General features: G+C 40.0%; 19 protein-coding genes. 14 read left to right on the top strand and 5 right to left on the bottom strand.

Features of this window, described 5'->3' with window-relative positions:
- From L2764_RS13310 to L2764_RS13300, 3 genes are all read left to right on the top strand, one after another.
- On the top strand, positions 1–188 hold a 188-nt coding region (locus L2764_RS13310; protein WP_376708417.1), incomplete at its 5' end, for a transposase.
- A gap of 14 nt (positions 189–202) precedes the next feature.
- The gene (locus tag L2764_RS13305; protein ID WP_248940745.1) at positions 203–769 is read left to right on the top strand and encodes a hypothetical protein; all 567 of its coding nucleotides are present in this window, start codon (positions 203–205) and stop codon (positions 767–769) included.
- A gap of 4 nt (positions 770–773) precedes the next feature.
- Positions 774–932, top strand: coding sequence for a hypothetical protein (locus L2764_RS13300; protein ID WP_248940744.1), 159 nt, complete (start codon positions 774–776; stop codon positions 930–932).
- Between the two features lie 79 nt (positions 933–1,011).
- Here the strand turns inward: L2764_RS13300 and L2764_RS13295 are convergent, their stop codons facing one another.
- From L2764_RS13295 to L2764_RS13285, 3 genes are all read right to left on the bottom strand, one after another.
- Positions 1,012–2,868, bottom strand: a complete 1,857-nt coding sequence (locus tag L2764_RS13295; RefSeq protein WP_248940743.1) for a DEAD/DEAH box helicase — start codon at positions 2,866–2,868, stop codon at positions 1,012–1,014.
- A gap of 332 nt (positions 2,869–3,200) precedes the next feature.
- Complete coding sequence (locus L2764_RS13290) at positions 3,201–3,644, bottom strand: VOC family protein (RefSeq protein ID WP_248940742.1); 444 nt, start codon at positions 3,642–3,644, stop codon at positions 3,201–3,203.
- Between the two features lie 65 nt (positions 3,645–3,709).
- On the bottom strand, positions 3,710–5,644 hold the full coding sequence (locus L2764_RS13285) for an alkaline phosphatase D family protein (RefSeq protein ID WP_248940741.1): 1,935 nt from the start codon (positions 5,642–5,644) through the stop codon (positions 3,710–3,712).
- 212 nt (positions 5,645–5,856) lie between these two features.
- Between L2764_RS13285 and L2764_RS13280 the strand changes: the two genes are divergently transcribed.
- Positions 5,857–6,972: a PepSY-associated TM helix domain-containing protein gene (locus L2764_RS13280; RefSeq protein WP_248940740.1), complete on the top strand. Its 1,116-nt coding sequence runs from the start codon at positions 5,857–5,859 to the stop codon at positions 6,970–6,972.
- An 89-nt stretch (positions 6,973–7,061) separates the two neighbouring features.
- Here L2764_RS13280 and L2764_RS13275 read toward each other — a convergent pair whose 3' ends face one another.
- Both L2764_RS13275 and L2764_RS13270 read right to left on the bottom strand, forming a co-directional pair.
- Positions 7,062–9,233 carry a TonB-dependent receptor family protein gene (locus L2764_RS13275; protein ID WP_248940739.1) on the bottom strand — a complete coding sequence of 724 codons (2,172 nt, stop codon included), beginning with the start codon at positions 9,231–9,233 and terminating at the stop codon, positions 7,062–7,064.
- 34 nt (positions 9,234–9,267) lie between these two features.
- Positions 9,268–10,032, bottom strand: a complete 765-nt coding sequence (locus L2764_RS13270) for an HpcH/HpaI aldolase family protein (RefSeq protein WP_248940738.1) — start codon at positions 10,030–10,032, stop codon at positions 9,268–9,270.
- 486 nt (positions 10,033–10,518) lie between these two features.
- On the opposite strand from L2764_RS13270, the gene L2764_RS13265 reads away from it, so the two are divergent.
- The 10 genes from L2764_RS13265 to L2764_RS13220 all read left to right on the top strand — a co-directional run bounded on the left by L2764_RS13265 (position 10,519) and on the right by L2764_RS13220 (position 25,358).
- A complete protein-coding gene (locus tag L2764_RS13265; RefSeq protein WP_248940737.1) occupies positions 10,519–11,706 on the top strand; it encodes an ATP-grasp domain-containing protein in 1,188 nt (395 codons plus the stop codon).
- Entirely contained in the window at positions 11,706–13,580 is a 1,875-nt protein-coding gene (locus L2764_RS13260) for an IucA/IucC family protein (protein ID WP_248940736.1), read from the top strand. The genes L2764_RS13265 and L2764_RS13260 overlap by 1 nt, the downstream gene beginning before the upstream one ends.
- Complete coding sequence (locus L2764_RS13255; protein ID WP_248940735.1) at positions 13,580–14,827, top strand: MFS transporter; 1,248 nt, start codon at positions 13,580–13,582, stop codon at positions 14,825–14,827. Before L2764_RS13260 ends, L2764_RS13255 begins: the two co-directional genes overlap by 1 nt.
- Positions 14,811–16,631 carry an IucA/IucC family protein gene (locus tag L2764_RS13250; protein ID WP_248940734.1) on the top strand — a complete coding sequence of 607 codons (1,821 nt, stop codon included), beginning with the start codon at positions 14,811–14,813 and terminating at the stop codon, positions 16,629–16,631. The genes L2764_RS13255 and L2764_RS13250 overlap by 17 nt, the downstream gene beginning before the upstream one ends.
- 177 nt (positions 16,632–16,808) lie before the next feature.
- On the top strand, positions 16,809–18,122 hold the full coding sequence (locus L2764_RS13245) for a type III PLP-dependent enzyme (RefSeq protein WP_248940733.1): 1,314 nt from the start codon (positions 16,809–16,811) through the stop codon (positions 18,120–18,122).
- Between the two features lie 642 nt (positions 18,123–18,764).
- Positions 18,765–20,309: a pyridoxal phosphate-dependent decarboxylase family protein gene (locus tag L2764_RS13240; protein ID WP_248940732.1), complete on the top strand. Its 1,545-nt coding sequence runs from the start codon at positions 18,765–18,767 to the stop codon at positions 20,307–20,309.
- 50 nt (positions 20,310–20,359) lie between these two features.
- A complete protein-coding gene (locus tag L2764_RS13235) occupies positions 20,360–21,736 on the top strand; it encodes a lysine N(6)-hydroxylase/L-ornithine N(5)-oxygenase family protein (RefSeq protein WP_248940731.1) in 1,377 nt (458 codons plus the stop codon).
- The gene (locus L2764_RS13230; RefSeq protein ID WP_248940730.1) at positions 21,733–22,923 is read left to right on the top strand and encodes an MFS transporter; all 1,191 of its coding nucleotides are present in this window, start codon (positions 21,733–21,735) and stop codon (positions 22,921–22,923) included. Before L2764_RS13235 ends, L2764_RS13230 begins: the two co-directional genes overlap by 4 nt.
- A 39-nt stretch (positions 22,924–22,962) precedes the next feature.
- Positions 22,963–23,529, top strand: a complete 567-nt coding sequence (locus tag L2764_RS13225; RefSeq protein WP_248940729.1) for a GNAT family N-acetyltransferase — start codon at positions 22,963–22,965, stop codon at positions 23,527–23,529.
- On the top strand, positions 23,526–25,358 hold the full coding sequence (locus L2764_RS13220; RefSeq protein WP_248940728.1) for an IucA/IucC family protein: 1,833 nt from the start codon (positions 23,526–23,528) through the stop codon (positions 25,356–25,358). The genes L2764_RS13225 and L2764_RS13220 overlap by 4 nt, the downstream gene beginning before the upstream one ends.
- Positions 25,359–25,380 lie beyond the last annotated feature (22 nt).

The following is a 25,380-nucleotide window of genomic DNA, read 5'->3' as shown; positions in this document are numbered from 1 at the left end:
TTGACGTGGTTTTCAAGGAAGATGACAGCCGGATAATGCTTGAAGGTGCCGTTGAAAATATGGCGCTATTCAGAAGATTTGTATTAAACATGTTCAAGCAATGCGATTGCGGTACGCCAAGTCAGCGAAATAAGCTAAAAAAGGCGAGTTGGGACGATGATTACAGGGCAAAAGTTTTCTTTGGTTAATTATCCGACAAAGTATGCACCCGCCCTGTAGTGCTGGGGGAGCGGGCTCTTTAGTTAATTACCATTTATTACGTCGAGATATGTCACCAACCAGTACAGCTTACCTATTTAATGACTCTGGTCCTATTTCCCTCGCTTTACAAGGTAGCGATGCAGCCAGTTTGCCTTTGCATACGAAAATTCATCAAGCTTGGGGCTTAGATCGTGTTATTGATTATATTGGTCAAGATCTGCCTAACTTTAGTGTCATCGATATGGGCAGCATAAATAGTGCATTAGCAGAAGGTTGGCCCGATGATCGTTTCGCACATGTTCATTTTCAAAAAGATTTGAATTACTCTGCTTATTCTTATGAACGGTTTTATGACTACATTGAGTCAGAAACAGATGAGTTGACGAAATGGGGCTATATCCATGCACTATGGCAACAAGATACCGATAATTTGGCGGCCCTTTTGGATCAATATGATAATTTTGCTTATTACTTTCCTCAGTTTCGCGACTTAAATGAGAGTCATTGTGCCAGCATTATTGAGTTTGATGCTGCCGATATCCAAGAAGAAGCGATGGCACTGTGCTGATTTTATGGATCACAATAAGCCGCTGTTGAGTTACAAAGAGTCTGATGAGCAGCTTGATTATGATAAAGGCATTAATGCGTATTATATTTTGTTGAATAAAGTGTTCGGGGCACCGATCACCACTAATCCTCTGCTTTATGAGGAACTTAACTTTAGTGAATGATGACAGGCATAAAAAAGGAGCCGTTAGGCTCCTTTTTTATTACAGACTTATTGTATTCAATAAGCGGTGTAAAGTCTGTTTATTCACTATCTTTTTCCGGACCTTTACGGTGCGGCTTTTTGTCACCTGAAGGACGACGATCGCCTGAGGGCTTGCGAGGACGGCGAGCTGGACGACTCTCATCTGTGCTACCGCCTTCAATCACTTGGCCACTGGCTTCACGTATGTTAAGGGCTTGGCCACATACACGCACTTTACGTAAGTGTTGCAATACGTCTTTTGGCATACCGTCAGGTAAATCAATCGCTGTCATTTTATCAAATAGTTGAATTTGACCAATGTAACGACTGTCAATATTAGCTTCGTTGGCGACAGCGCCGACAATATTACCAACACCTACACCATTATCACGGCCTACATCAATGATATAGCGACACATTTTAACATCTGGGTTGTCTTTTAACGGATCAGCCGTGCCTAAGTTTGTTGGTGTTGGGCGTGACTCGCTACGACGACTACGTTCACGAGTGCCACGTTCACTTCGAGAATCACTACGTTCACTTCGAGAATCACTACGTTCACTTCGAGAATCACGACTATCACGTTGACGTTCGTTAATGGCAGGTAATTGCAGTGGACGCTCTTTTTGTACTTGCTGTAATAATGCAGCAGCCAAAATATCGGTATCGACTTCTAATTGCTGACACAGTTGAGCGACGGCACCTTTCATGAAATCTAAAGAGTCATTGCTAATAACGTTAGCCACTTGCTCACCTAAACGCGATAAACGACGTTCGGTAACGGTTTCTGGGCTAGGCACGTTCATGGGAGCAATACGACTATTGGTTGCACGTTCAATGGTGCGAAGCATGCGCATTTCTCTATGGGTGACAAATAAAATTGCCATACCAGTACGACCTGCGCGACCTGTACGCCCAATACGGTGTACATAGGCTTCAGTATCATAAGGAATGTCATAGTTGACAACATGCCCGATACGCTCAACATCTAATCCACGCGCTGCAACATCGGTTGCAATCAAGATGTCTAACTTGCCACGTTTAAGTTGATCGACAGCACGCTCACGGGCTTGTTGGTTCATATCACCATGTAGTGGTGATGAGGCGTAGCCACGGGCTTCTAGCTTTTCAGCTAACTCAACACAACTATTACGGGTTCTAACAAAGATGATAATACCTTCAGTATTTTCAACTTCTAGAACGCGTACCAGCGCTTCTAATTTGTTGTGTTGTGATACTTGCACAAAACGCTGTTCAATTGACTCAACCGTTGCTTGACTTGAGGCAATTTTGATGTGTACAGGATTATCCAGGTATTTATTGGCAACACGTTTAATTTGCTCTGGCATGGTTGCTGAGAAGAGCGCTAACTGACGTTCTTTTGGCGTGTGCTCTAAGATCCACTCGATATCATCGATGAAGCCCATTTTTAGCATTTCATCAGCTTCATCAAGTACCATTGATTTCAATGAAGTCAGCTTAAGTGTGCCACGACGCATGTGATCCATAACACGACCAGGCGTACCGACAATAACTTGTGGGCCACGTTTAAGGGCATTAAGCTGTTGTTGCATGCTTTGACCGCCATAAATTGGCAGTACATGCAAACCTTTCATGAATTTTGCGTAGCTAGCAAATGCTTCGGCAACTTGTACGGCAAGTTCACGTGTAGGCGCTAAGACTAAAATTTGTGGAGCATTGACTGTGGGGTCAATGTTATTTAATAGCGGTAAAGCGAAAGCACCTGTTTTACCAGTACCTGTTTGTGCTTGACCTAAAATATCTTTACCTTCCATAAGAGGATTGATACTCTCAGATTGGATAGGTGTTGGTTTTTCATAACCAAGCTCGTCAAGAGCACGCAACAAAGGCTCGGATAGACCGAGTTCGCGGAAAGTTTTTTCATTGGATGACATGGGTTGTAGCCTTGTGGAAACGCATGATGCGCGTTAAATATTTCACAGACAGAAAATCAACCCCGTGTCGATTTCCCGCGACGAAAAGTAAATACAGCGGCATATTATAGCAAGGAACTACTGCTCTTTACAACTCGTATATCGTCGTATTTTAGAGAGGTTCGGGGGTTTTTTCATATTTTAAAGCAATAAATGCGCCAATTGAATATTTATTGCACGTTAAGATTAAAAGTGTCTATTTTTATATTTTAAGATAAGTCTTTTAGCTGTTAACCCTTAACGTTCAACTCTGAGCTCTGGATAATACCTTCAGGGTATATTAGATTATAGCGTTAAATCCATTGAGCCAGCTCAACTGTGATGTTTGCTGGGCCCTCAAGAAAAACCAGTTTTCTATCGTTAAATGTCATGGGGTTATTTTTCAGCTTTATGCCACTTTCTAAGCACTTTTCAAGTGTGGCTTCAATATCCTCGACAGCAAAACAAAGATGATGAAATCCCTGCGTTGTTGGATTGGGTGTCTTTGGAGCTGCGTGTTTCGAAAGGGAGCTATGAGAGTCGAGGTATTTCAGTAGCTGGATTTCAAATCGAGGAACGGTGTTTTTTAGCACTAAAGTATGGTGCTCAGCATGAATGTTTTTCACATTAAGATAGTCTGAAAATGTTTTATTTGACAGGATAACGGTTTTTTCATCCATGAAGCCAAATAAAGCAAAAAAGGCCTTTGCTTGGTTGACGTCATCAACAACAAGCGTAATGTGATCGATGGCTATCATTATTTGACCTTATTTTTGATTAATAAAGGTGTCCACAAAGTTTAGCTCAAAGCGTTGGGAAGCCGTTACAAGATATCTTTTATTTCTTGCCTGTGCTGGCGAGGAGGATGAAAATCGGTGCTACTCATATCGCCGTGCAAGACAGAAATTTGAGTTGGGGCACCTTTCTCATCTAACGCTAAATAACCAATGCCGCTATTATTGACCAGTCTTTGACTTGAATGGCCATTTGGGCGACGTCCACGAATGGATAATCGTTTACGTTTAGTGAGTAAATTTAAGGGGGAAAAGTGCCCATATAACCAACCATTAAGCTTATCAAAGCAGGTCAATAATTTATCGGGAAATTGATTTTTAATGCCGCTGCAGGTGATCTGGTAAATATCGGGTCCGCCTTGACGAAACCTTAAGTGGATATCGTAACTGAAAGAGTAATGGACATCTCCCGATAGAACAATAAATTGCTCAGGTGTTTTCTTATGCTGAAAAATACTGAGTAAACTGTTCGCTGTACCGGGATGAGCCATCCAATTTTCGGCATCGACTAATAACGAACCGCCACAAAGTGTAGCGACTCGTTGTACCGTTTCGATGAGTTTGACCCCAAACATGGGGGCGGCGGAGACGATGATCACTTTAGATTGATTAATTAATGCTTGCTGCAGTTCCATTAAGGCTTCCCAGTCCATGAGTCCTGAGGGTTTACCTAAGTTAGATTCACTTCGCCAGCGACGGGTTCGCGTATCCAGAACCACTAATTTAGGTGAGGTATTTAAGGTGTAATGCCAATTTTCAAATTTAAGCAGAGCGGTAATTAAGCTGTCTTGATGATCTGAGTTGGGAGCTGAAAAATATTGATTGAGTAAGGGTATAATGTCAGCGGTAAACTTGTCAGGAGCATTACCAAGACCTTGAAACAAAGTGTAACCAATGAGTGCATTACCGATGATCCGTTTTGAGAAAGCGTGTTCATAAGCGGCAAGTTCCCATTTGGCGGTTAAGTTCCAGTCATCGGTGATGTCATGATCATCAAAAATCATATAGGTCGGTAAATGAGCGAGTAATCTACGTACATTCGGGAGCCCTGCAACAAATTGTTTTATGTGTTTATGCTCTTCAGCCCAGCGCTGCTGATTAATGGGGGATAACCCGGTATTTTCGACGGGGATATCGATGAAATGCCATAGCTCTGGCGACCAAGTGAGTAGATATAACCCCATAATTTCAGCAAGGCTGATCAAGTGATTTTCAGCGATAGAGGAGGTAAATATGGGGTGATTGATATACCAGCGAGTGATAGCGGTTTTCGCTTTATATTGGGTTTTAGGCAGTAATAGGCTGTGGCGCTGGTACATATCGCAAGGGTTATAGTTAAATGACTTGCTGCTTGGCACGGTACCATCAATAAATGCTTCCTCATTTAAACCCAGTAGCTGGATCACTTTACCGATAGCGAAAAGCATGGGGCCGGCGATATCATCGACATAGACCTGATCGCCACTGAGCATTAATAATGCTGGGCGTTTTTCTATTTCATTGTTATTTTCAAGATGGTGATCGGCGGTGACAAGTCCGTCATCGCTAAAGTGATGAGGATTACGGCAAGACCCATGCAGTAAATTGTCGATATTGGGTTTAATGACAACATTAGGGGATCCATTGATGGAATAATTTAAGCCTGAGATATTGTCAAACAGGGAGCCATGCTGACTATCGGTTAATTGATAGCTGATGAACGTGTGATTGGGCAGTAAATTATCTTCATTTAATGTAATCAAATATTGATAAGCATGTTCGCCTAACTTTATACAATAAATTTCATTTTTGTTGAGTGTTCTTTTAAAAGCAGCGTTCTTTAATATTAAGTTCAATCTATTAAGTGGAACCTTGCTGACAAACCAAAGCGTGAAGTGAGTTTCATCACAATGACGCAATATCGGGCCTGCGAGTATGAGAGGGAGTTGATTAACGACATCTTTTGTTTCTTTGACTGCCTTCATTGACTGCAACACCTTATTTGAAGCAAATGGATTCAGGGAAAGGATAAACAAATCTGCGCTGCTTTTAAAGAAAAAGCGCATCATTTGCGATTGTGTTGAGATCAACTGAATATGACTATTATCTTGAAGTCGAGGCTGCTTTATAATAGCGTTGATATTTTGAGGGGAAAGTCAGGTTTTAATCATTAACGAGTCATTTGAAGATAGTAACAATGAATAGAAAAAAGCTGTTTAAGTGGCATTCTTGGTTCGCATTAACGGCCATGCTGCCTTTAATGATATTAAGTATTACCGGCAGTATTTTAGTGTTTAAGCCCGAAATTGATTTATGGTTGATGAAAGATCATGTTGCGTTAATGCAAGGGGGGGGGAATAGACTCTCACTCGATAAATCATTAGCGGATATTTCACAGCAGTTACCTGAATACGAGCTTGGTCGTTGGAAAATGTTTGATGATAGTGCCAGGCCTGATGTGCTTTTTGTCATTAAACGTGGCACTTTTGATTGGTATAAAGTGTATTTTAACCCCTATCAAGGGCAAGTGATCAGTCAAGCTGTCCCTTTAAACCATGATTTTACCGATTGGTTACTTGAATTACATGCTCACTTTTTGCTCGAGCAGTCAGGGCAAATATTAGGATTAATATTAGCGGGTGTGTTTTTCTTTTTAGGCGTTTCAGGTTTATTGATTTATAAAAATTTTTGGAAACGTTTGTTTACGTTACGCTGGGATAAAAAATGGCGTGCTTTCTTTAGTGATATCCATAAAATGTTTGGTGTGATCAGTGCGCCTATTTTTATCATATTGGCGATAACGGGAGGATATTGGAATGTAAGTAAACTCACTCGGGTTTCTGCAGGTGGGCCTCCGGCGCCTCTGGTGATGAATAAACCTTTCTATAATCCGCTAATTTCATTTGATCGTTTGCAAACGGATCTTGAACAGGTGATCCCAGAATTTAGCTTACATTATATTGGTTTTCCTTTAAATGCCAATGCGCCTATATTAATGAGAGGAGGGGTTTCAACGCCTTTATCGATGATGAGTGAATTCGGCAGCGGCGCGCGATTTGATGCCGTAACGGGGCAGTTAATCACTCAGTGGGATGTGCGGCTGCAAGGTAATGTGACGCAATTGATCAATAGCTTTAGAAGCCTACACTTTGGCACTTTTGCAGGTGTGCCTTCGCGGATTTTTTGGTTTGTTTTAGGCGCTATGCCGATTGTTTTGGCCTTTACCGGTTCATTTCTTTGGTGGCAACGGAGAAATAAGAATAAATGGCAACGGACAACGAAGGCGATGCGAGATATTTTATACAAGGCGTGATGTCTGGCTTGAGCTCAGTACTTGTGATCAGAACATGTGTTTAGTATAAGCGCAGGAGTAACAGCTTATGTGTTACTCCTGAATAAAGACTAGAAGTTATAGCCTAGGCTGACCGTGAATGAACGACCCGGCGCGGGAATACGACCGGCTGGAGAGACATCTAAGCCTCTGAAGTAGTATTCATTATCAAACAGATTGTTCACCGAAAATCCAAGGGTGAACTCATTGAAAATTTCTTTAGAAACATTCATATTGACCACAGTATATCCCGGCATTCTTCCAACCGTACCGCTATCATTTTCTTCGACGGTATTGGCTAAATCCGCATAGGATGGACCGTAGTAATAGCCCATTAATCCCAAATTAATTTCGTTTAAGTTATATAACACACTGGCAGAAACTTGATGTTTAGAGGCGTAAGTCAGCTCATTACCGATATAATCACCAGACAGTTGCTCAGTATCGAGATAGTTATATGAACCACTGATGGTTAAATCAGGCAGTGACATCGGCGAGAAAGTCCCTTGGACTTCCACGCCTTGACTGCGTGTGCTGCCAATATTAGTGAATAAACTCGTGTCGGAATTATATTCAATTTTGTTGTCAAAATCGATACGGTATAAGGCTAGGCTAATGTTACTTCTGATGGTAGGGGTAAAACGTACGCCGGTCTCATAGTTCCAAGATAACTCAGAGTCCAATGTTTGACCTTTCGGCCAAAGTTGAGATATTTGCGGAGTACGTAATGAGCGTTGTGAATTGGCATAAAGGAACCAGTCTGACGCCACTTGATAGCCTAATGTTAGACCGGGTAACCATTCGGTGACACGACTGCTTTGACTGTAGCCTGCGCCTAAATTATTAAAGGTCATATTAACATCTTCAAGACGCAACCCTGGGGTTATCGTGACAGTGTCGTCAAAAAATCCTAGCGTATTACTGATGTAATAAGCCATGGCATTGGTGTCCATTTGCCAGTCTCGTACCGATGTTGTATCACCGCTATCGTTATCAGTGCTATTTAATTCATAACTAACATCTTCGTTGACATAACGCGTGCCCGCAATGATGTTTTGCGTCATGGTATCGCCATCAATGTAAAAGCTGGCTTTAGGCTCGATACCAAAAACGGTAAATTCTCGTGGTGAGTCACGTAGCGCGGTAGGATCTTGTGTGGTGTCAGCCCAGCTAGAACAGCTATCGCTGCCGCAGTAATCCCATACGAATTTACGAGTACTCTTATTACCAAAAGTGGTGATATCTAGCTCACCTTCATCAAACAAGCTTGATTCATCTAATACATGGCTATAACTCACCGTTGCTCGCTTAGAGTCACCGGTATATTGATCATTTTGACGCAGTGATTGCGTTCTATCTTCATTATAGGCTGCGGTATTTAATGCACCGGGTAATTCAGCGAACGCATTATAATACTGAAAACTGGTGCTTAAGCTGTTATTTTCATTTATGTTCCAGACGGTCTTTAACATGATGTTGGTGACATCAGTGCTTGAGTGATCACGAAAAGCATTCCCCGAGATATTATTGACATCTAAACGTGCCGAGAAGTCTTCTGTTAGGGCGCCACCTGTGCTGACGCTGGTGTCATACAAGAGGTTATCATTACCGGAAAACGTCATTTTTTCATTCAGTGACGTTTCCCATTCATCAGAGATAGGTTTAGTGATTAAGTTAATGACACCGCCGACATTGTTGGGACCATATTGTACTGAAGCGCCACCACGGGCAACGTCAATGCGATCGATCATGGATAATGTGGCGGGGAAAAGCGATTGGCCAGTGTGTGAATAAGGGGCAAGCGTCAGCGGGATACCATCAAGTAGAAATTGCGCGTAGCCGCTGCGACTGCTGTCTAAGCCACGAATGGAAATATTGGGTGAAACGCCTGTTCCTGTCTCATCTTTAACTTTTATGCCGGGGACCTGTTGTAATGCGGTATCGATAGAGCGAACAGCGGTGCGCTCCATTTGCTCATGAGTAATAATACTGCGGTTACCGGTATAGTTTTTTAAGTCAGCCACTTCTGAATTACCCAGTACACTGCCTCTTACGACGATGATTTCAGGCTGGGATTCAACGTCTTCTTTTGATTTCTTTTGTTCTTGCTGTGTGTCTTGAGATGGGGTTTCGGGAAGCGTCTCAGCGTAAACCAGAGTGCTGGTCAAACTGGTTCCGATACTAAGGGCTGTTGCCAAAGAACGACTCGCTAATTTAAGCCATTTTTTTGAATCAAACATCATTTACCTCTTGATATTATAATATAAATTCTTATTTTTATGATTTCAAACTATTTAGTTTGTTTTTTAATTCTTTAAAGATAAACCCTCTGTCTTCTCCGACTAAGAAGGTGTTCACCCCTTTAGCTTGCCACTGCTGTTTTTGTCCGGAGAGACGAGGGATAGCGCAAAAAGGAATGTTGGCGTTGAGACTAATGTCAGCCATTTTATGAATCGCAGCTTGCACATTTTCATGATTAAAGTGAATGCCATGACCCATAGAGAGGCTCAGATCCAGTGCACCTTCAAAGATCATATCTAAATGAGGAAGCTGTACAATTTCTGCTAAGGCATCAAGACCTTGAACATCTTCAATCATCAATCCAATAAAGGTTTCATTATTGGCATTTTCGATATATTCAGCGAGCGGTAAAGTACCGAATCCAGTTGTGCGACCGCCAGTGATCCCTCTATTGCCTAAGGGAGGATACTTACAGGCTTCAATCGCAACTTTGGCACTGTCGAGATCAGACACTCTAGAGACGACAATACCTTGCGCCCCGGCATCGAGTATTTTACCTATTCTGGCCGGATCGCAATTGGGTACTCGGACGAGTGCAGGGATCCCTGCACATTCTGCGGCTCTGATTGAGTGGGCTAAACTGTCGTCTGAAATGAGTAGGTGTTCAGTGTCTAGAATAACGAAATCATATCCAGCATAAGCAAACATTTCAGTGATAACAGGGGAGGGAACAGAGTTTAATATGCCAAAAATATCGGTTTTGGCTGCGAGCTTCTTTTTTAATGGATTAATACTCAACATGTCGAGATTAAATTCTACAACTAAAAGTTAATGCTAATTATTCTTATTTCTATTTGTTTTACAAGTTTTTTATTTTTACATTTCAGTGAGTTTACAAGTCAATCGATTAAGGTTAACTATATGTAAATAATAGTGTATTCATTTAATTTTACATAAAACTTTCTTTTTTAAATCAAATGTAAATCTTATGGGAATAATAATGATTTTCATTTAATGTTTTTGCGATTTCATCCGTTCATGTCGTGAACGAATGAAAGATAAATTTGTCGTCGTCGGAATAATTGTGACAAAGAAATGATGTTAACTTGGTTTAACTGGTTCAATTTCGAATAGATTTTTAATAATCTATAGCATTATGGCTATTTATCTGGCAACACCTTGTAGGGTGTGGTTCGTTAATAAAAAATACAGTAATACTGAGCATTGTCATTGGCGTTCCACGTAGTTAAGAAATAGTTAAGAAATCGTCAAATAGGATTTAAATAGATGAAACCACTCTTGGTTTTGATTACCCATGTTGAGAATAAAGCCGTGACTCAAGGCTTCGTACCAGCCGCAATATCACTTGGATATGATGTTTGTTTACTCACTGATCATGGTTTAGATCATAAACAATTTTTTTCGACTGTAGAGCTAGGACCCGAATATCTGTTTGAATGTGATGTCTTTAATCCTCTTGCCATTATTGATTCGTTAAAAAATAGGCAGTTACATCCTCAGGTTGTTTTTTCAAACAGCGATCATCTTCAAGCCTGTACCGCTGTTGTTGCAGATTATTTTTCATGCCCAGCAAAGAATTGGCAAGCGTGTTATCAAGCCAAAAATAAAGCTGAAATGCGGTCGAAATTAAGCCAGTTATCGTTACCTAATGTTTGGACTCACCATTGGAATATGGATCAAAACTTGCCCAGCGAGCTTGTTTTCCCCGTTATTGCTAAACCGAGAGAAGGGGTGGCGAGCATGGATGTCACCTTGTGTGAAAATAAAGCCGATTTAATGGCTTATGCAAGCAGTTTTGGGCGAAATGATGCGCCTATTTTGTTAGAAGCTTATCTAGAGGGTCCTTTATTTACCCTCGAAACATTAGGTGATGGGAAAGCGATCCAAATGATTGGTGGGTTTGATGTCGCTTTATCTCCGCTGCCGCATTTTATTGAAAAAGAAGCGATTTGGAACGGTCCCGTGGGGCTAACTCATCGAGAAGCAGCATTGGCACAAATTGTGGCTTTTGGGATTAATTTCGGTGTGTGCCACAGTGAGTTTATTCTCACTGAAAAAGGGCCTATATTAGTTGAAATTAATTACCGCAGTATTGGGGATGGGCGTGAGTTTCTATTAAATGAACTGCTTCCTTTTGATTGGTTTGAAGCGATTTTATCTTTGCATGCCGGCCAGAATCTACCTCCGTTAGAGACGCAGACTCAGCAGGCGCTTATTCGTTATTTTCCGACAACAGCGTCTGGAGTCATCGAGAGTGGACCGGAGACTTTTTCGCTAGAAAGTGATTTAAGTGTGGTTCATTTCAAGACGTTAAAACAGACGGGGGAGCGTATTCATCTCAGTCACTCCAATAAAGATTATCTTGGCATGTTAACGGCTATTGGCCGTTCACAATCCCAGTTGCAAACTCTGGCCAATGATATTGAAAATAATTTGAATTGGAAGGTGAGCTGATGTCCGCAGAGCACTATATCACTGAAAGGATCATTAATACTTGTTTAAGAGAAAATGTGTCTGACATTATGACTCAAGGTCAAATTGTCAGCAGTGTCTCAGATAGGCTATTGGCGAGTTGGCCACAAGCCATTCCCGATTTTTGGCTGAAAGTAAATCATTTAGGTGACCGCTGTTTATATCTTCCGATCAAACCGACGCATTACATGCAGGAGTGGCAAGCGGTGTCTGCTACTTGGCTAATGGAGGGGGAAAACGGGGGGGAATATCAGCAAGGCTATCAGGATTGGTTAGCGGCTTTAGCGGTCAATTTAAGTGAAGATGAAGCGCGTTTATTTACCCATTATGTTGAAGAGGCAAATTGTGCTTGTGAGCATAGAATGTATGCGGAGCAGGCTTATGGGCAGCAGACTGATGTAATCGAAACGGTTATTAGTGGCGTACTTGAGACTGAAGCTGATTGGCAGCAACAATTGTTATTGAGCGATCAGATTGCCGCCTATTTAGATCATCCCTATTATCCTACCGCAAGAGCGAAGGTGGGATTTACCGCTGAGGAGTTAACCCAATATGCGCCTGAGTTTGCCCCTATATTTGAGCTTAATTGGTTAGCGGTTAAAACTAATTACGTCTCGGTAACCAGTGAGCAGCCGGATTGTTGGCCAAGCTTTTCTCAAGTGGGGCTGAGTGAGTCTTTGAGTGAGACCCATATTTTATTTCCTATTCATCCTTTAACCTTGAAAGGGTTGGATACGCTACCCGATGGGATTATTTTAGCGGATAAAGCCGCTATTCGCGTTAAGCCAACGCTGTCTGTACGTACCTTAGCCTTAATGGATTTTGCCGGTTTCCATATCAAAGTGCCGTTATTAATGGCGACACTGGGAGCGAAAAATATTCGTTTGATTAAGCCCAGTACTTTATATGACGGACATTGGTTTGAAAAAGCCTTGTCACGAATTGTTGAAAGGGATGTTCAACTTCACGATTTATATTCTCATGTCAATGAGCAGCATGGTGGGCATGTGGGTGAGTATAAGGAATTGGCTTATATTTTACGCCAGTACCCACAAAGCATGCAGGATAAACATTTAGTGCCCGTCGCAGCGCTAGCCAGTGCAATGCCTGATGGGCGTTTATACCTTGAACACTTGGCTGACGCGTATTATCAAGGCAATTATTTGACATGGTTAAATGATTATTTAGCATTATTACTGAAAGTGCATTTACGCTTATGGCTCAAATACGGCATCGTGCTCGAGTCTAATCAGCAAAATGCGGTATTAGGTTATCAGCAAGGCGCTTTGTCTTTAATTATGAAAGACAATGATTCTGCGAGATTATTGGCCAGCCGTTATGTCTCGAGCAGTGATGATATTGATGCGCGAGAAGCTGAATTGTTGCAGCTAATCGATCAGCGTATCTTTGTGGAAGATGATGAAGCCTTAGCGAAAATGTTCATCACGATCACCATTCAGTTGGATATAGCGGCTGTTTTTGAAGCGATGGCGGTTCAAGGATTAGCCGATATTTATGATTTATATCAAGTATTGCGCCAAGCAATATGCCATGAGTTGGATGACTTGCAAGCTCAAGGCATCGAAACTGAATTTGCGCGTCATTATTTACTTGAGCAAGGCTATCAACCCGTTAAATACCTTCTAAGCTCAGGCAGTTTATTGAGTAAAGCTAAATCTGGCGCTACAGATGTGAATAAATTTTACGGATTAACGGCACCTAACTTTTTACATCAAGATTTCTTTAAAAAGTATGCAAAAAGGCAACTTTCTGAGTCATTAAGCTCAGAAGTATTAAGTTCTGGGCCATTAAAGAGTGGATCGTTAGCCTCATTAAATATCTCTGAGATCACCTGATGCCTATTATTGTAGTAGTGTTGTTTTGTCATTTTTTAACGGCATTTACCGCACTGGGTATGCCGTTATTTTTACCTCGAATGTTAACCAGTTTAGGTGTTGATGCATCGGGTAGCTTAGTGGGGGTGTTATTTATACTCCCGACAATATGCACGGCATTAACCGCGCCTTTTTGGGGGCGTTTTGCCGATCGCTTTGGTAAAAAGAAATCCTTATTAAGAGCACAATTAGGCTTAATATGTGGCTTTTTATTATCGGGTTTTGCCGATTCACTGTGGTTATTTGCCTTAGGGCTTATTGTACAAGGTGTGAGTGGCGGCACCTTGGCGGCATCCAATGCATACCTTAGCCGCTTATACCAAGGAAAAGCATTAGCAAACAGTTTAAATTTAACTCAATCCTCTGCGCGTTTAGCCTTAGTGAGTGCGCCAATTATATTAGGTATATTCACCCACGTTAGCCAACCGTTGATGATTTATCGTACGCTGGCACTATTACCGCTTGCGGCTTTTATTATTTGTTGCTTTTTACCCAGTGATCGTGCTGAGAAGATGTTAGAAAATCAGGCCAGCCCTCAAGTCGCTAATGCCAATAACCGTATAGGAAACAGTACAAATAATCGTAGTAAAAGCAGTCTGAAATCGGTAACACAGCTTAATAGCAGCCCTGTTTTGAGCTTGTATCCAGTATTCGGGCTGCAGTTTTTATTTAACTTTTCTATGGTGGTCACTTTCCCTTATTTTCTGCCTTACAGTGAAAGCTTAGGTGTCGCGAGTGATCCCTTGACGGGGTTTTATTACAGCTTACCTCATTTAGTGTATTTGTTATTTGCCTTCCAATGTAAAAAACTCACGATAACGGCCAAACAACAAGCGCTATTAGGCCTGACTTTGTTAGGGGTTGCTAGTTTAGGGCAATTTTTGATAACAAGCAGCAGTGCTTTGATTTTATTGAGAGTTATATTTGGTTTCGGCATTGTTTTAGGTTATAGCGGATTGCATTTATTGATGAGTCAAAATTTGAATCAAGCGCAAGCGGGGCTCAGTTTTGGTCGATTTGATGCTTGGGGGAAATGGGCCGGTGTGTTGGCTGGATTAAGCGCGAGTCTTATCAGTCAAGCGTTATCACTTGCATGGCCTTTCTTATTGGCGGCGATAAGTTGTGGGTTGGGGCTGATGCTCTTAGCGGTTTTCTTTAAAAAAAATAATCAGAGATTAAATGATGATGTTTGTGAAGTCAGAAACTAACGTAAAGAGTACTGCGGATCCTTATACATTAGCAGTGCAGACACAATTAGCGCAAAACAATGCCATTACTTGTCTATTAAATTGTTATATTCGTGAGTATGCATTACCGCATGGGCAAGTCTGTTTTGATGATAAACATCTCGATGCCCCTTTGGCTTTTAGTTTAGGCATGTTCTCTGATAAACCCAAAATGCGTTTGCATTTGCCTGAGTCGAATATAACGTTATTGTTGATTGTTGAGCGGGTGAGTTTATTAGGGCGAGTGCGTTTTATTAGTCAGCCTTACATCAAACAAATGGGCCGTCATTGGCAACCGATTAATGCCATGGTGTTAGCGAAGTTTTTGCTTGAGCATTTGTCTTTAGTGCTCGACTCTCCGATGAATCACGAATTACTCGATCAAATTCAAAACAGTATTAATGTAACACAAGCTTTTTTACAGCGTCTGCCAGATGATAGTGAGTTGATCCATGCCGAAACCAGTTTAATCGATTCTGAACAGAGTTTGGTGTGGGGTCATGCAATGCATCCTGCCCCTAAGAGCCGCCATGGGGTGAGCTTTGATGATATGCTGGCATGCTCACCTGAAATCCAAGCTAATTTTGCATTATTCTGGTTTCGAGTCTCTCCGTCTTTTATTAAGCAATTACACTCCAGTGATGCTCTGCCGTTGCAGGTGATTAATCAGATTAATCCTAGCAGTGATTGTTTATATCCGTGCCACCCTTGGGAGGTGAATACCATTATGGCGCAGCCGCTGATCAAGCGCGCTATTGCTCAAGGCTTAATGGAACCCATTGGCTGTTTGGGCAATAAAGTGTATCCCACCTCATCGGTGAGAACGACATATTTACCCGAAATCAATCAATTCATGAAATTTTCTATTCATGTCCGTTTGACAAACTGTGTGCGTAAAAATGCTTGGTATGAGCTCGAAAGTGCGGTCGAGTTAACCCATTTATTAAAGCAAGTTGAGGCTGAGGCGCATTTTCATTGTCCTAAGTTTGCCTTGATGGCTGAACCTTGTGCTAGTACGTTAGATTTAAGCCGTTTGGTGACAGAAGACATGTCTAGCAGTGAAGCGGCTCAAGCGTGCACGGATGTGGAGGAGTGTTTTGGGATCTTATATCGTGATGGGATCGCGGCTCCATTACTGGAAAGGTATCAACCACAAATGGCGGGGGCCATTTTTGCATGGGATAAACAAGGGGAGAGTCGCTGCGTCAGACAGGTGCAAGCATTAGCGAGGCAACAAAAAACCCATTATAGCCATATGGCGGCAAAATGGTTCGCCGCTTATCTTGATGCCTTATTACCCGGGGTACTGCATTACTTCTTTAAACAAGGCGTGGCCTTTGAGCCCCATTTACAAAATACTGTGATTGGATTTACTCAAGGGTTGCCTTCTTTTGTGTGGTTCCGTGACTTGGAAGGCACCAAACTCATCGAAAAGCATTGGCCTGCCGAACAATTGACCTTATCCGATGATGCCAAACAATCGGTTTATTACAGTCAAGCCCAAGGCTGGGATCGGATTGCTTATTGCACCTTAATTAATAATGTCAGTGAAGCGATTTTTCATCTTGCTGATGCCGATCGGCAATTGGAGACTAAGCTCTGGAAAATTCTAGGCAAGGCGATTGCTCAATGGCAATTAATTGAAGGGGATCAAGCTGAGCTAACGGCATTTTTACAAGGTGCAGCGATCCCATCGAAGAATAATTTGACGACCCGCTTATTAAAGCAAGCAGATAAACATTCAGGCTATACCTTGCTGACGAATCCTTTGGCCAGTATTGAATAATATGGATTTTTATAATTTAAGTTTTTTGAGATAGATCGCTTGATTTCGGTCTATTGAACCCGCTCTTTTGAGCTGGGTTTATGGATCTCAATTTCCTATTGCAGCGGACTGACAAATAAGCTTATTTAGTCGTTATTCCGCTTACTTTTCTGTTAATTCTCTGTGTGAATACTCATAATGAATAATACATTAACACCGCCTAAAAATACCCCAACGAGTCATGATGAGACTTCCTCTTTTGAGCCCTCTGTTGAAAACGAATGGGTTAATAATGTTGCCGTTCAACGTAGCAGAATAAACAATGCGATCACGCAACTAGCGGCTAAATCGCCTATTGATACGCCTTTGTGTGCTTACATTTATGATTTGCCGGCATTGGCACAGCATGCTCAATCGATAGTGGCGGCATTACCGGATAATTGTGAATTTTATTATGCGGCTAAAGCCAATCCTGAAGAGAATATACTGGCGACATTAGCGCCTATTGTACACGGTTTTGAATCCGCTTCGGGTGGTGAGCTTAATTGGCTGCATCAATGTCAGAGTGACGTGCCGATTATCTTTGGTGGCCCAGGTAAATTGGTGTCAGAATTGGCTCAAGCCATCGATTTAAATATTGAAGCTATTCATGTAGAGAGCCTAACAGAATTAAAGCGGATCGGTTTATTGTGTCAACAAAAACAGGCTAATTGCCGTATTTTACTGAGAATGAATATTTCCCTTGAAGGTATAGAGGGCACGCGTCTCACGATGGGCGGCAAACCAACGCCTTTTGGGATCGATAGAGAAGATTTACCCGCGGCCTTATCTATTTTACGAGATTTTCCGCAAATTGAATTATTGGGATTTCATTTTCATTTGATGTCTCATCAATTGGATAAGGCTCGCCATTTGGCGTTGATGGAACTGTATTTTACCACCTTTAAACGTTGGCAAGAGCAGTTTTCTCTAGACGTTAAGTTACTCAATGTGGGTGGGGGAATTGGTATTGATTATGCTAATCCTGCGCAGTTATTTGATTGGACAGGTTTCTGTGACGATCTCGGTCAGTTAATTCAGCGAGAAAACATGCAAGCGGTGACAGTGCGTTTTGAATGTGGGCGGTTCGTCACGGCTAACGCTGGTTTTTATGTCATGGAAGTGCTCGATATTAAACAGAGTCATGGAGAGTGGTTTGTGATTGGTCACGGTGGCACGCACCATTTTCGTACCCCTGCGGCGCAGAACCACAATCATCCTTTTTATGTGAAGCAAAGGGAGATGCTGCAAAGTGGCAATGAGCTGAACATCAATAGCGGATTAATAAGGCAAAAAGCGATTGTTGTCGGCCAGTTATGTACACCAAAAGATGTATTGGCTAGGCAGGTAAATATAGAAACAGTGCAGATTGGCGATTATGTGGTGTTTACTCAAGCAGGGGCGTATGCATGGAATATTTCACATCAACACTTTTTAATGCATGCCGCACCAGTGATGCATTTTATCGATTAATGATGGTATTTATGGCTGTGATCTAGGTCTTTATCATTGGCGTTATGAAATAAGTTTGGACAGATATTTATTAAGTGTGTTGAAGTTATTCAGCACACTTTCACTCCTCCATTTACGTATTTTTCCATTCCCCTTTTTTCTTTGAATTGTGTCAACTGTAGACTAACATTTTTTTAGATGTTTCTTCATGGTTACCTCATCTTGGATTGATTTCTGTCATCTCTACATTGTTACCTTCACCAAATGGTTGTGTATTCTTAATCGTTAAGTTGATATTAATTACCTAGCCAATGACTAACTTTCTGTTTTTAAATAAATCTTAATAATTATTAGAATATGCCTCCCTCCTTATTTTTTTACCATTGGCATTTCAACAGTAAACGTATTTTATTTGTTTATGTAGTGAAATTTAGGATAAATTGTTATATTTTATTTAAATGCTATTGCAAATGATAATAATTATCAATATAGTTCGCTTTACCGGAGTCTTAGACTAAAGGTGAGTAAGGTGAGGAAACCTTGGTTAAGCGTTACAGCATGTTTTTACAGATGTAAGGGTGAAGGCTAGTGTATTTAATTTGATCAAGTAATAAGGGTTTTTATTTCAATCTGATTTTTTTAATGTCGTTCAAGGGTAAAATAATGATGAGCAATACTGAAACATCCGCTGCTTTTAATGTACAGTCGGCAGTCATTAATCACGAAGATAATCGTCAGTATATTTTTAATAGTGATAACTTAGCAGAATATGAGCAAGGGATATTGCAAGGGTTAGCGGTGATTAAAAAGCAACTGACTCATCTCGATGCTCCTTTTACTGGAATTTTACCTCATGAATTAATTCCAAAATTTGAACATATCAATTTAGACTCGCCTTTTGAAAATATACCGGATGCGTTAAAAGAGCTGGAAAACGTTTATTTAAAAGATGCTGTTTACTTTAATCATCCTAAATACATTGCGCATTTAAATTGCCCAGTTGTTTATCCAGCGATATTAGCGGAGTTAATTATATCTTCGATTAACTCTTCTCTTGATACATGGGATCAAAGTGCAGGTGGCACCTTAATTGAGCAAACGTTGTTAGATTGGACGGCCAAACGCATTGGCTTTGGTGCCAATGGCGATGGTATTTTCACCAGTGGTGGCACACAATCAAATTTGATGGCGATGTTATTAGCTCGAGATGCTTTTTGTATGGTAAGAGAGCCTGGCTATGAAATAAAGGAGCGGGGTTTACCCTGTGATGCGAATAAATTTAGAATTTTCACTTCTGAAAGTAGTCATTTCAGCGTTCAAAAATCGGCTGCTATTCTAGGCTTGGGCTATGATGCGGTTATTTCTGTGCCTGTGGATCATAAATTTAAAATGGACACGGTAGTATTAGATCGTCGTATTATCGATACCTTAAAGCAAGGCCTTATCCCTATTGCTGTGGTAGCGACGACAGGGACGACTGACTTTGGCAGTATTGATCCTATTAATCAAATTGCCGATTTATGTGAAAAGTATGGCTTATGGATGCATGCGGATGCGGCTTATGGTTGTGGTTTACTCGTTACGGAAAATTATGGACATTTATTGAATGGGATTGAAAGAGCGGACTCGGTTACGGTCGATTTCCATAAATCTTTCTTTCAACCTGTCAGTTGTGGAGCCTTTTTTGTTAAGGATAAATCAAATTTATCGGTTGTGACCCACCATGCTGAATACTTGAATCCGCTCAGTCAGCAATTAGAAGGTACGCCGAATTTAGTCAATAAAAGTATTCAAACCACTCGCCGTTTCGATTCGTTGAAACTGTGGTTGACGATGCGCATTATGGGGCCGAATAAAATCGGGGCAATTTTCGAGCAAGTCATGGACTTGGCTCAGCAAGCCTATGTGTTATACCAAGCCGATAAGAATATTGAAGTCATACATAAGCCTGAAATTAGTACGTTAGTGTTTCGATTTGTTCCTGAAAATGACGTATCGGCAGAACAAATTGATAAGGCCAATGAACATATTCGTAAAGCCATATTCCGTTCTGGAGAGGCTGTTGTTGCCAGTACTCAAGTGAAAGGTCGACGTTATTTAAAGTTTACTTTATTAAATCCCAGTACTGAATTTTCAGATCTAGAAGACGTTTTGAATTTAATTAAAGAACATGGCCGTCACTTTTTTAATTTACAGCTACAAGCATAAGCTTATTTTTTCTTTTCAGTGCCAAATAAAAAATAGTATTCAAGGACAATATGATGCATGACCCCATTTATGACTTTATCGCCATCGGTTTAGGCCCGTTTAATTTAGGTTTAGCGTGTTTGTCAGAGCCTATTGATGATTTAACGGGGATATTTTTAGATAAAAATGAAGCTTTTGACTGGCACCCTGGAATGATGATTGAAGGTTCTCACCTTCAAACGCCTTTCATGGCTGATTTAGTGACACTTGCGGATCCCACCAATCCGCTGAGTTTTTTAAATTATATTAAAAAACAGGGACGTATGTATTCTTTTTACATTAAAGAAAGTTTTTTCTTAATGCGTCAAGAATATAATCAATACTGCCAGTGGGCGACACAAGAATTGTCGAATGTGCGTTTTAATACTTGTGTAAACAAAGTGACTTATGATGAAGGTGAACAACTTTATTTGATTGAAGCGAATAAAACCAAGACGCAAGAAGTCATACGTTATAAAACCAAAAAACTGGTATTAGGCACTGGACCAGTGCCTTTCATTCCTGACTCTTGTGATGGGGTGATGCATGTAGCTAGTCACTCGTCGACTTATATGGATGATAAAGCTAGATTACAACAGCAAAAATCTATTACCATTGTAGGCAGCGGACAAAGCGCAGCAGAGATTTTTTATGATCTTTTGCAAGATATTGATACTTTTGGCTATCAGTTAAATTGGGTGACCCGAGCGCCGCGTTATTATCCGCTGGAGTATTCAAAGTTAACCTTGGAAATGACCTCGCCTGAATATGTGGATTATTTTCATGATTTACCCGCAAAGAATCGTGATGATTTGATGAAGAATCAAAAGCATCTATATAAAGGCATTAATAGTTGTTTAATTAATGAGATTTATGATCTTTTATATATTAAACGCTTGTCGGGTGAGGTGAACGTTAATATGCTCACCAATGCTAACTTAATTGCGGCTCAAATGGATGAGAGTAATCAGCATATCAAGCTTCAATTTCATCAAGAAGAGCAAGACAAAACTTATCAGCTTTTGACCCAAGGACTGGTATTGTCAACGGGTTATGCATACCGATCACCGGATTTTCTTGAAGGGATCACGCATCGTATCAAATGGGATGCTCATGGTCGTTTCGATGTGAATCGTAACTACAGTATTGATCATGATGGTAAGGGTATTTTTGTTCAGAACGCAGAAGCACATACCCATGGATTTGTGACACCGGATTTAGGCATGGCGGCTTACCGTAATTCGTATTTATTACGTGAAATTACAGGCGTTGAGCATTATCAGGTTGAAACGCAAATCGCCTTCCAGCAATTCGACACCCCCTCATCGCCTGTGACGCCGTTTAAAGTCTTAGATGCAAAGCATGATAGCACCGCTTCATTCACTTCTATTGAGTCTGCGTTAACATGAATTTAAAACTTGCATTGATTCTATTGACCTTGGTATCGGTTGTTGCAGATACCATGTTGCTACCCTTTTATCCGCAATTTTTTTCTAGAGTATTCAATGTTGAAAGTAGTGAGCATGTTGGTTTTTATATTGCTGCATGCTGTTTCACGGTTATGCTTGCCTTCCCGCTTTGGGCAAAAGTGGCCAAGAAGGTGAATGAGTTACACCTTTGGGTTTACACCCAAATAGCAGCGGCTATTTTAGGCATTGCGTGTTTTTATAGCACCGACTTATTGATGTTTTGGATCCTTTCGCAAACCATGCTGATTTTTAAAGCCAGCTATTTGTTAATGTACCCATTTATTTTGCGTTTAGAAGAAAAAGGGAATCATCTCAATTTAATCGGTATTTTTTCAGCATTAGTGCATCTTGGTGCTATTGGGGGAGCCGTTGTCGGTGGTTTGGTGCTGCAGGTGTATGAACCACAAGATGTATACTTAATCATGGCATCGACAGACATATTGCAAGTATTCGTGTGTTTGATTGTTATTTGGACTAGACAAATTCCATTTAAGGCCCATTTTGTTGCACCTGAAAAAAATGAAGTGAAAAAGAAATCATGGAATTTCGTGTACAAGATAGGTGTGGTATCGGCGTTATTTTATTTTAGTGCTTATACCATTAGCCCTTTCTTTTCATCTTATTGGAAGGAAGTTAGCCAGATAAATAATGATTTATTTGCAGGTATCGTTTATTCCATTCCTGGATGGATAGCTTTGTTTGTTTTGTACTATAACCATGTTAATGGTCAAAGTAATCAACATATTAAAGTGTGTTGTTTGTCACTTATCGCTGGAAGTATAGGGCTTGCTTTACAAGGGGTGGAGCTAAGTTGGTTAGTTATTTTTGGGCGAATTGTTTTTGGTATCGCATTATTTCAAGTGACAGTTCGTTTAGAAGTCATGTTATTTGAAATGAGTACGCCTGATAAATATGCATCTGATTTTAGTAAGGTTTACTTCATGCAAAATATGGGTTTGATTTTTTCATCATTCATTTCTGGAATATTAGTGTTAAATGATCAGCTAACGTTACCATTTTATGTTTCAAGTCTGGGCTTTTTGTTAACGCTCATTGTGTTGATTTCATTATTTAAATCAGATTTTTATAATGAAAAAATCAATGGTGCTGTGGTTAGCAGTACTTGAATAATTAAAGTACTCGTTATTTAACATAGGTTACTTAAAATGAATCATTATTCTCAGTCTTTTGAAGGTGTAGGGCGATTTTGTATCCAGTCGATACGATTCCCTGAAGATTTAGCACATATTTATGAATGGGTTAATTTACCTTATGCTGAATTTTGGGGATTACAAGGAAAAAGTAAGCAGCAAGTTATAGAAGAATATTCGAACATCATTGAGAGTGGCATTCAAGTTTTTATAGGATGGTTAGACAATGAACCTCAGTTTTTAATTGAAGTTTATGACCCTAAAAAGGATCCATTAAGTAAACATTATAATGTGCTTGATGGTGATGTTGGGTTACATATTTTGGTTGCACCTCCTAAAAAATCAGTGCATCACTTTACGCTTTTTGTTCTTTGCTCTGTGCTGGAGTTTTTATTTAGCCATTTTAAAGCGTTAAGGGTTGTAATTGAACCTGATCATCGTAATGAAAAAATGCATAAATTAAGTGTTCGTGTCGGTTTTAGTTTCGATAAGGTTATTTATCTGGAACATAAAAAATCATTTTTAGGCTTCTGTTATCGTGAAGCATTTTATCAGCAATTATCAAAGGAAAATTTATTATGAACCCATTAACTCAGCGCTTTTCAGAGCGCAATGATGCTGATTATGCTTTGAGTGCAATTGATAAAGATACATGGACATTAGTCAATCAATTGCATGTTAAGAAATGCATAGCAGAATTGGCGCATGAGAGAATCATTACTCCACTCTTATTGAGTGAAGATAATCATGAAGCACAAGAGTGGGGTTGTTACCAACTGGATGCAGATGAGTCTGGGATCAGTTATGTTTTTAAAGCTAAAAAGTTAGCCTTAGATCATTGGTTTATTGATAGTGAAACCATTGAAAAAAGAAAAAATGATGAATGGGTTCCTCTAGATTCATTACTTTTTATTATTGAGTTTAGGAAAAGCTTAGATATAGCGGAAGCTAACTTAGCGACCTATCTGGAAGAAATTAGCAGTACTTTGTATAGTAGCGCTTATAAATACACTAAAATAAGCTTCTCATCTGCAGAGCTTGTTAATGCTGACTTACAAAAAATAGAATCAGCAATGAATGAGGGCCATCCATCTTTTATTGCAAATAATGGTCGCATTGGGTTTGATGCCATTGATTATCATCATTATTCACCTGAGGCCGGAGAAGAAGTAGAGTTAATTTATCTTGCTGCAAAAAAGGATAAAGTATTTTTTTCTTCTATAGAAGAGTTAAGTTACCAAAAGCTCATTCATAATGAGCTTGATACCGATATTCGTGAAAAATTTGAACAAAGATTAGTTGAGCTAGGTCATTCTAATGAAAACTTCATCTTCATTCCTATACATCCTTGGCAATGGTACAACAAAGTCGTCAATGTATTTTCTTCTGATTTAGCTGTAGGGGATTTAATTTATTTAGGTAGGAGTTCTGATCAATATCTTGCGCAGCAATCAATTAGGACAATGTATAATAATACGGTACCTCAACGACATTATGTGAAGACGGCTTTATCAATTTTAAATATGGGTTATATTCGTGGTTTGTTTGCCCATGATATGTCAAGTTTACCTAAAATAAATGATTGGCTTTATGGTGTTGTTAGTAATGATGAATATCTAAATCAAAAAAACTTTTATATGTTAAGGGAAGTTGCTGCTGTTGGTTATAAAAGCTGTGTTTATAATTATGATTTTAAAGATTCAAGTCCTTATAAAAAAATGCTATCAGCTCTATGGAGAGAAAGTCCCGCACATTTAATAGAGACTGATGAAAAAGCGTTAACTATGGCTGCATTACTTCATGTTGATGTAAAAGGCGATGCTTTATTACCGCTAATTATTGAAGATTCTCCATTGGAGTTAGAAGAGTGGTTAACTCATTATTTAGATGTTTATTTAGCACCATTATTGCATTGTTTTTATCAGCATAAGCTAGTCTTTATGCCTCATGGTGAGAATATTATTTTAGTTATGAAAAATAATATTCCTGTCAAATGTATTATGAAGGATACAGGTGAAGAAGCTTATCTGTTAAATTCTGATTTAGAGTTGGATGAGCCAGTAAGTAAATTATCTATTGCTTTACCAGAGGAATTGGAAATACTGTCAATATTTATTGATGTCTTTGATGGCTTCTTTAGGCACTTAACCGCTATTTTGTTTGAACATATGAATGTTAAAGATGACTACTTTTGGTCTTTAGTGGCTAATTGTATTCGTGAATATCAATCTAAGTTTCCTGAGTTATCTTCTAGATTCGAGAAACATGATATTTTTAAAACAGATTTTTCTTTATCTTGTTTAAATAGACTTCAATTAAGAAATAATTTTGAAATGGTCAGCTTAACGGACCCAGCTGAAGCATTACAGTTTCAAGGTAAATTAAAAAATCCATTAGCAAAATTTAAATAATATATTTTCAGTAATAAAATAA

The organism is Shewanella surugensis, from assembly GCF_023284005.1.
Taxonomy (GTDB): domain Bacteria; phylum Pseudomonadota; class Gammaproteobacteria; order Enterobacterales; family Shewanellaceae; genus Shewanella; species Shewanella surugensis.
Note: the sequence above shows the minus strand (reverse complement) of the source record. Positions and strands in the feature narration are given on the sequence as shown.

What these genes read in the sequence shown, in the direction of transcription:
- L2764_RS13245 (WP_248940733.1), top strand. Translation starts at nt 16,809, where the DNA reads ATGAATAATACATTAACACCGCCTAAAAATACCCCAACGAGTCATGAT.
- L2764_RS13305 (WP_248940745.1), top strand. Translation starts at nt 203, where the DNA reads ATGCACCCGCCCTGTAGTGCTGGGGGAGCGGGCTCTTTAGTTAATTAC.
- L2764_RS13265 (WP_248940737.1), top strand. Translation starts at nt 10,519, where the DNA reads ATGAAACCACTCTTGGTTTTGATTACCCATGTTGAGAATAAAGCCGTG.
- L2764_RS13285 (WP_248940741.1), bottom strand. Translation starts at nt 5,644, where the DNA reads ATGAAGGCAGTCAAAGAAACAAAAGATGTCGTTAATCAACTCCCTCTC.
- L2764_RS13280 (WP_248940740.1), top strand. Translation starts at nt 5,857, where the DNA reads ATGAATAGAAAAAAGCTGTTTAAGTGGCATTCTTGGTTCGCATTAACG.
- L2764_RS13300 (WP_248940744.1), top strand. Translation starts at nt 774, where the DNA reads ATGGATCACAATAAGCCGCTGTTGAGTTACAAAGAGTCTGATGAGCAG.
- L2764_RS13235 (WP_248940731.1), top strand. Translation starts at nt 20,360, where the DNA reads ATGATGCATGACCCCATTTATGACTTTATCGCCATCGGTTTAGGCCCG.
- L2764_RS13225 (WP_248940729.1), top strand. Translation starts at nt 22,963, where the DNA reads ATGAATCATTATTCTCAGTCTTTTGAAGGTGTAGGGCGATTTTGTATC.
- L2764_RS13255 (WP_248940735.1), top strand. Translation starts at nt 13,580, where the DNA reads ATGCCTATTATTGTAGTAGTGTTGTTTTGTCATTTTTTAACGGCATTT.
- L2764_RS13240 (WP_248940732.1), top strand. Translation starts at nt 18,765, where the DNA reads ATGATGAGCAATACTGAAACATCCGCTGCTTTTAATGTACAGTCGGCA.
- L2764_RS13275 (WP_248940739.1), bottom strand. Translation starts at nt 9,233, where the DNA reads ATGATGTTTGATTCAAAAAAATGGCTTAAATTAGCGAGTCGTTCTTTG.
- L2764_RS13290 (WP_248940742.1), bottom strand. Translation starts at nt 3,644, where the DNA reads ATGATAGCCATCGATCACATTACGCTTGTTGTTGATGACGTCAACCAA.
- L2764_RS13295 (WP_248940743.1), bottom strand. Translation starts at nt 2,868, where the DNA reads ATGTCATCCAATGAAAAAACTTTCCGCGAACTCGGTCTATCCGAGCCT.
- L2764_RS13230 (WP_248940730.1), top strand. Translation starts at nt 21,733, where the DNA reads ATGAATTTAAAACTTGCATTGATTCTATTGACCTTGGTATCGGTTGTT.
- L2764_RS13260 (WP_248940736.1), top strand. Translation starts at nt 11,706, where the DNA reads ATGTCCGCAGAGCACTATATCACTGAAAGGATCATTAATACTTGTTTA.
- L2764_RS13220 (WP_248940728.1), top strand. Translation starts at nt 23,526, where the DNA reads ATGAACCCATTAACTCAGCGCTTTTCAGAGCGCAATGATGCTGATTAT.
- L2764_RS13270 (WP_248940738.1), bottom strand. Translation starts at nt 10,032, where the DNA reads ATGTTGAGTATTAATCCATTAAAAAAGAAGCTCGCAGCCAAAACCGAT.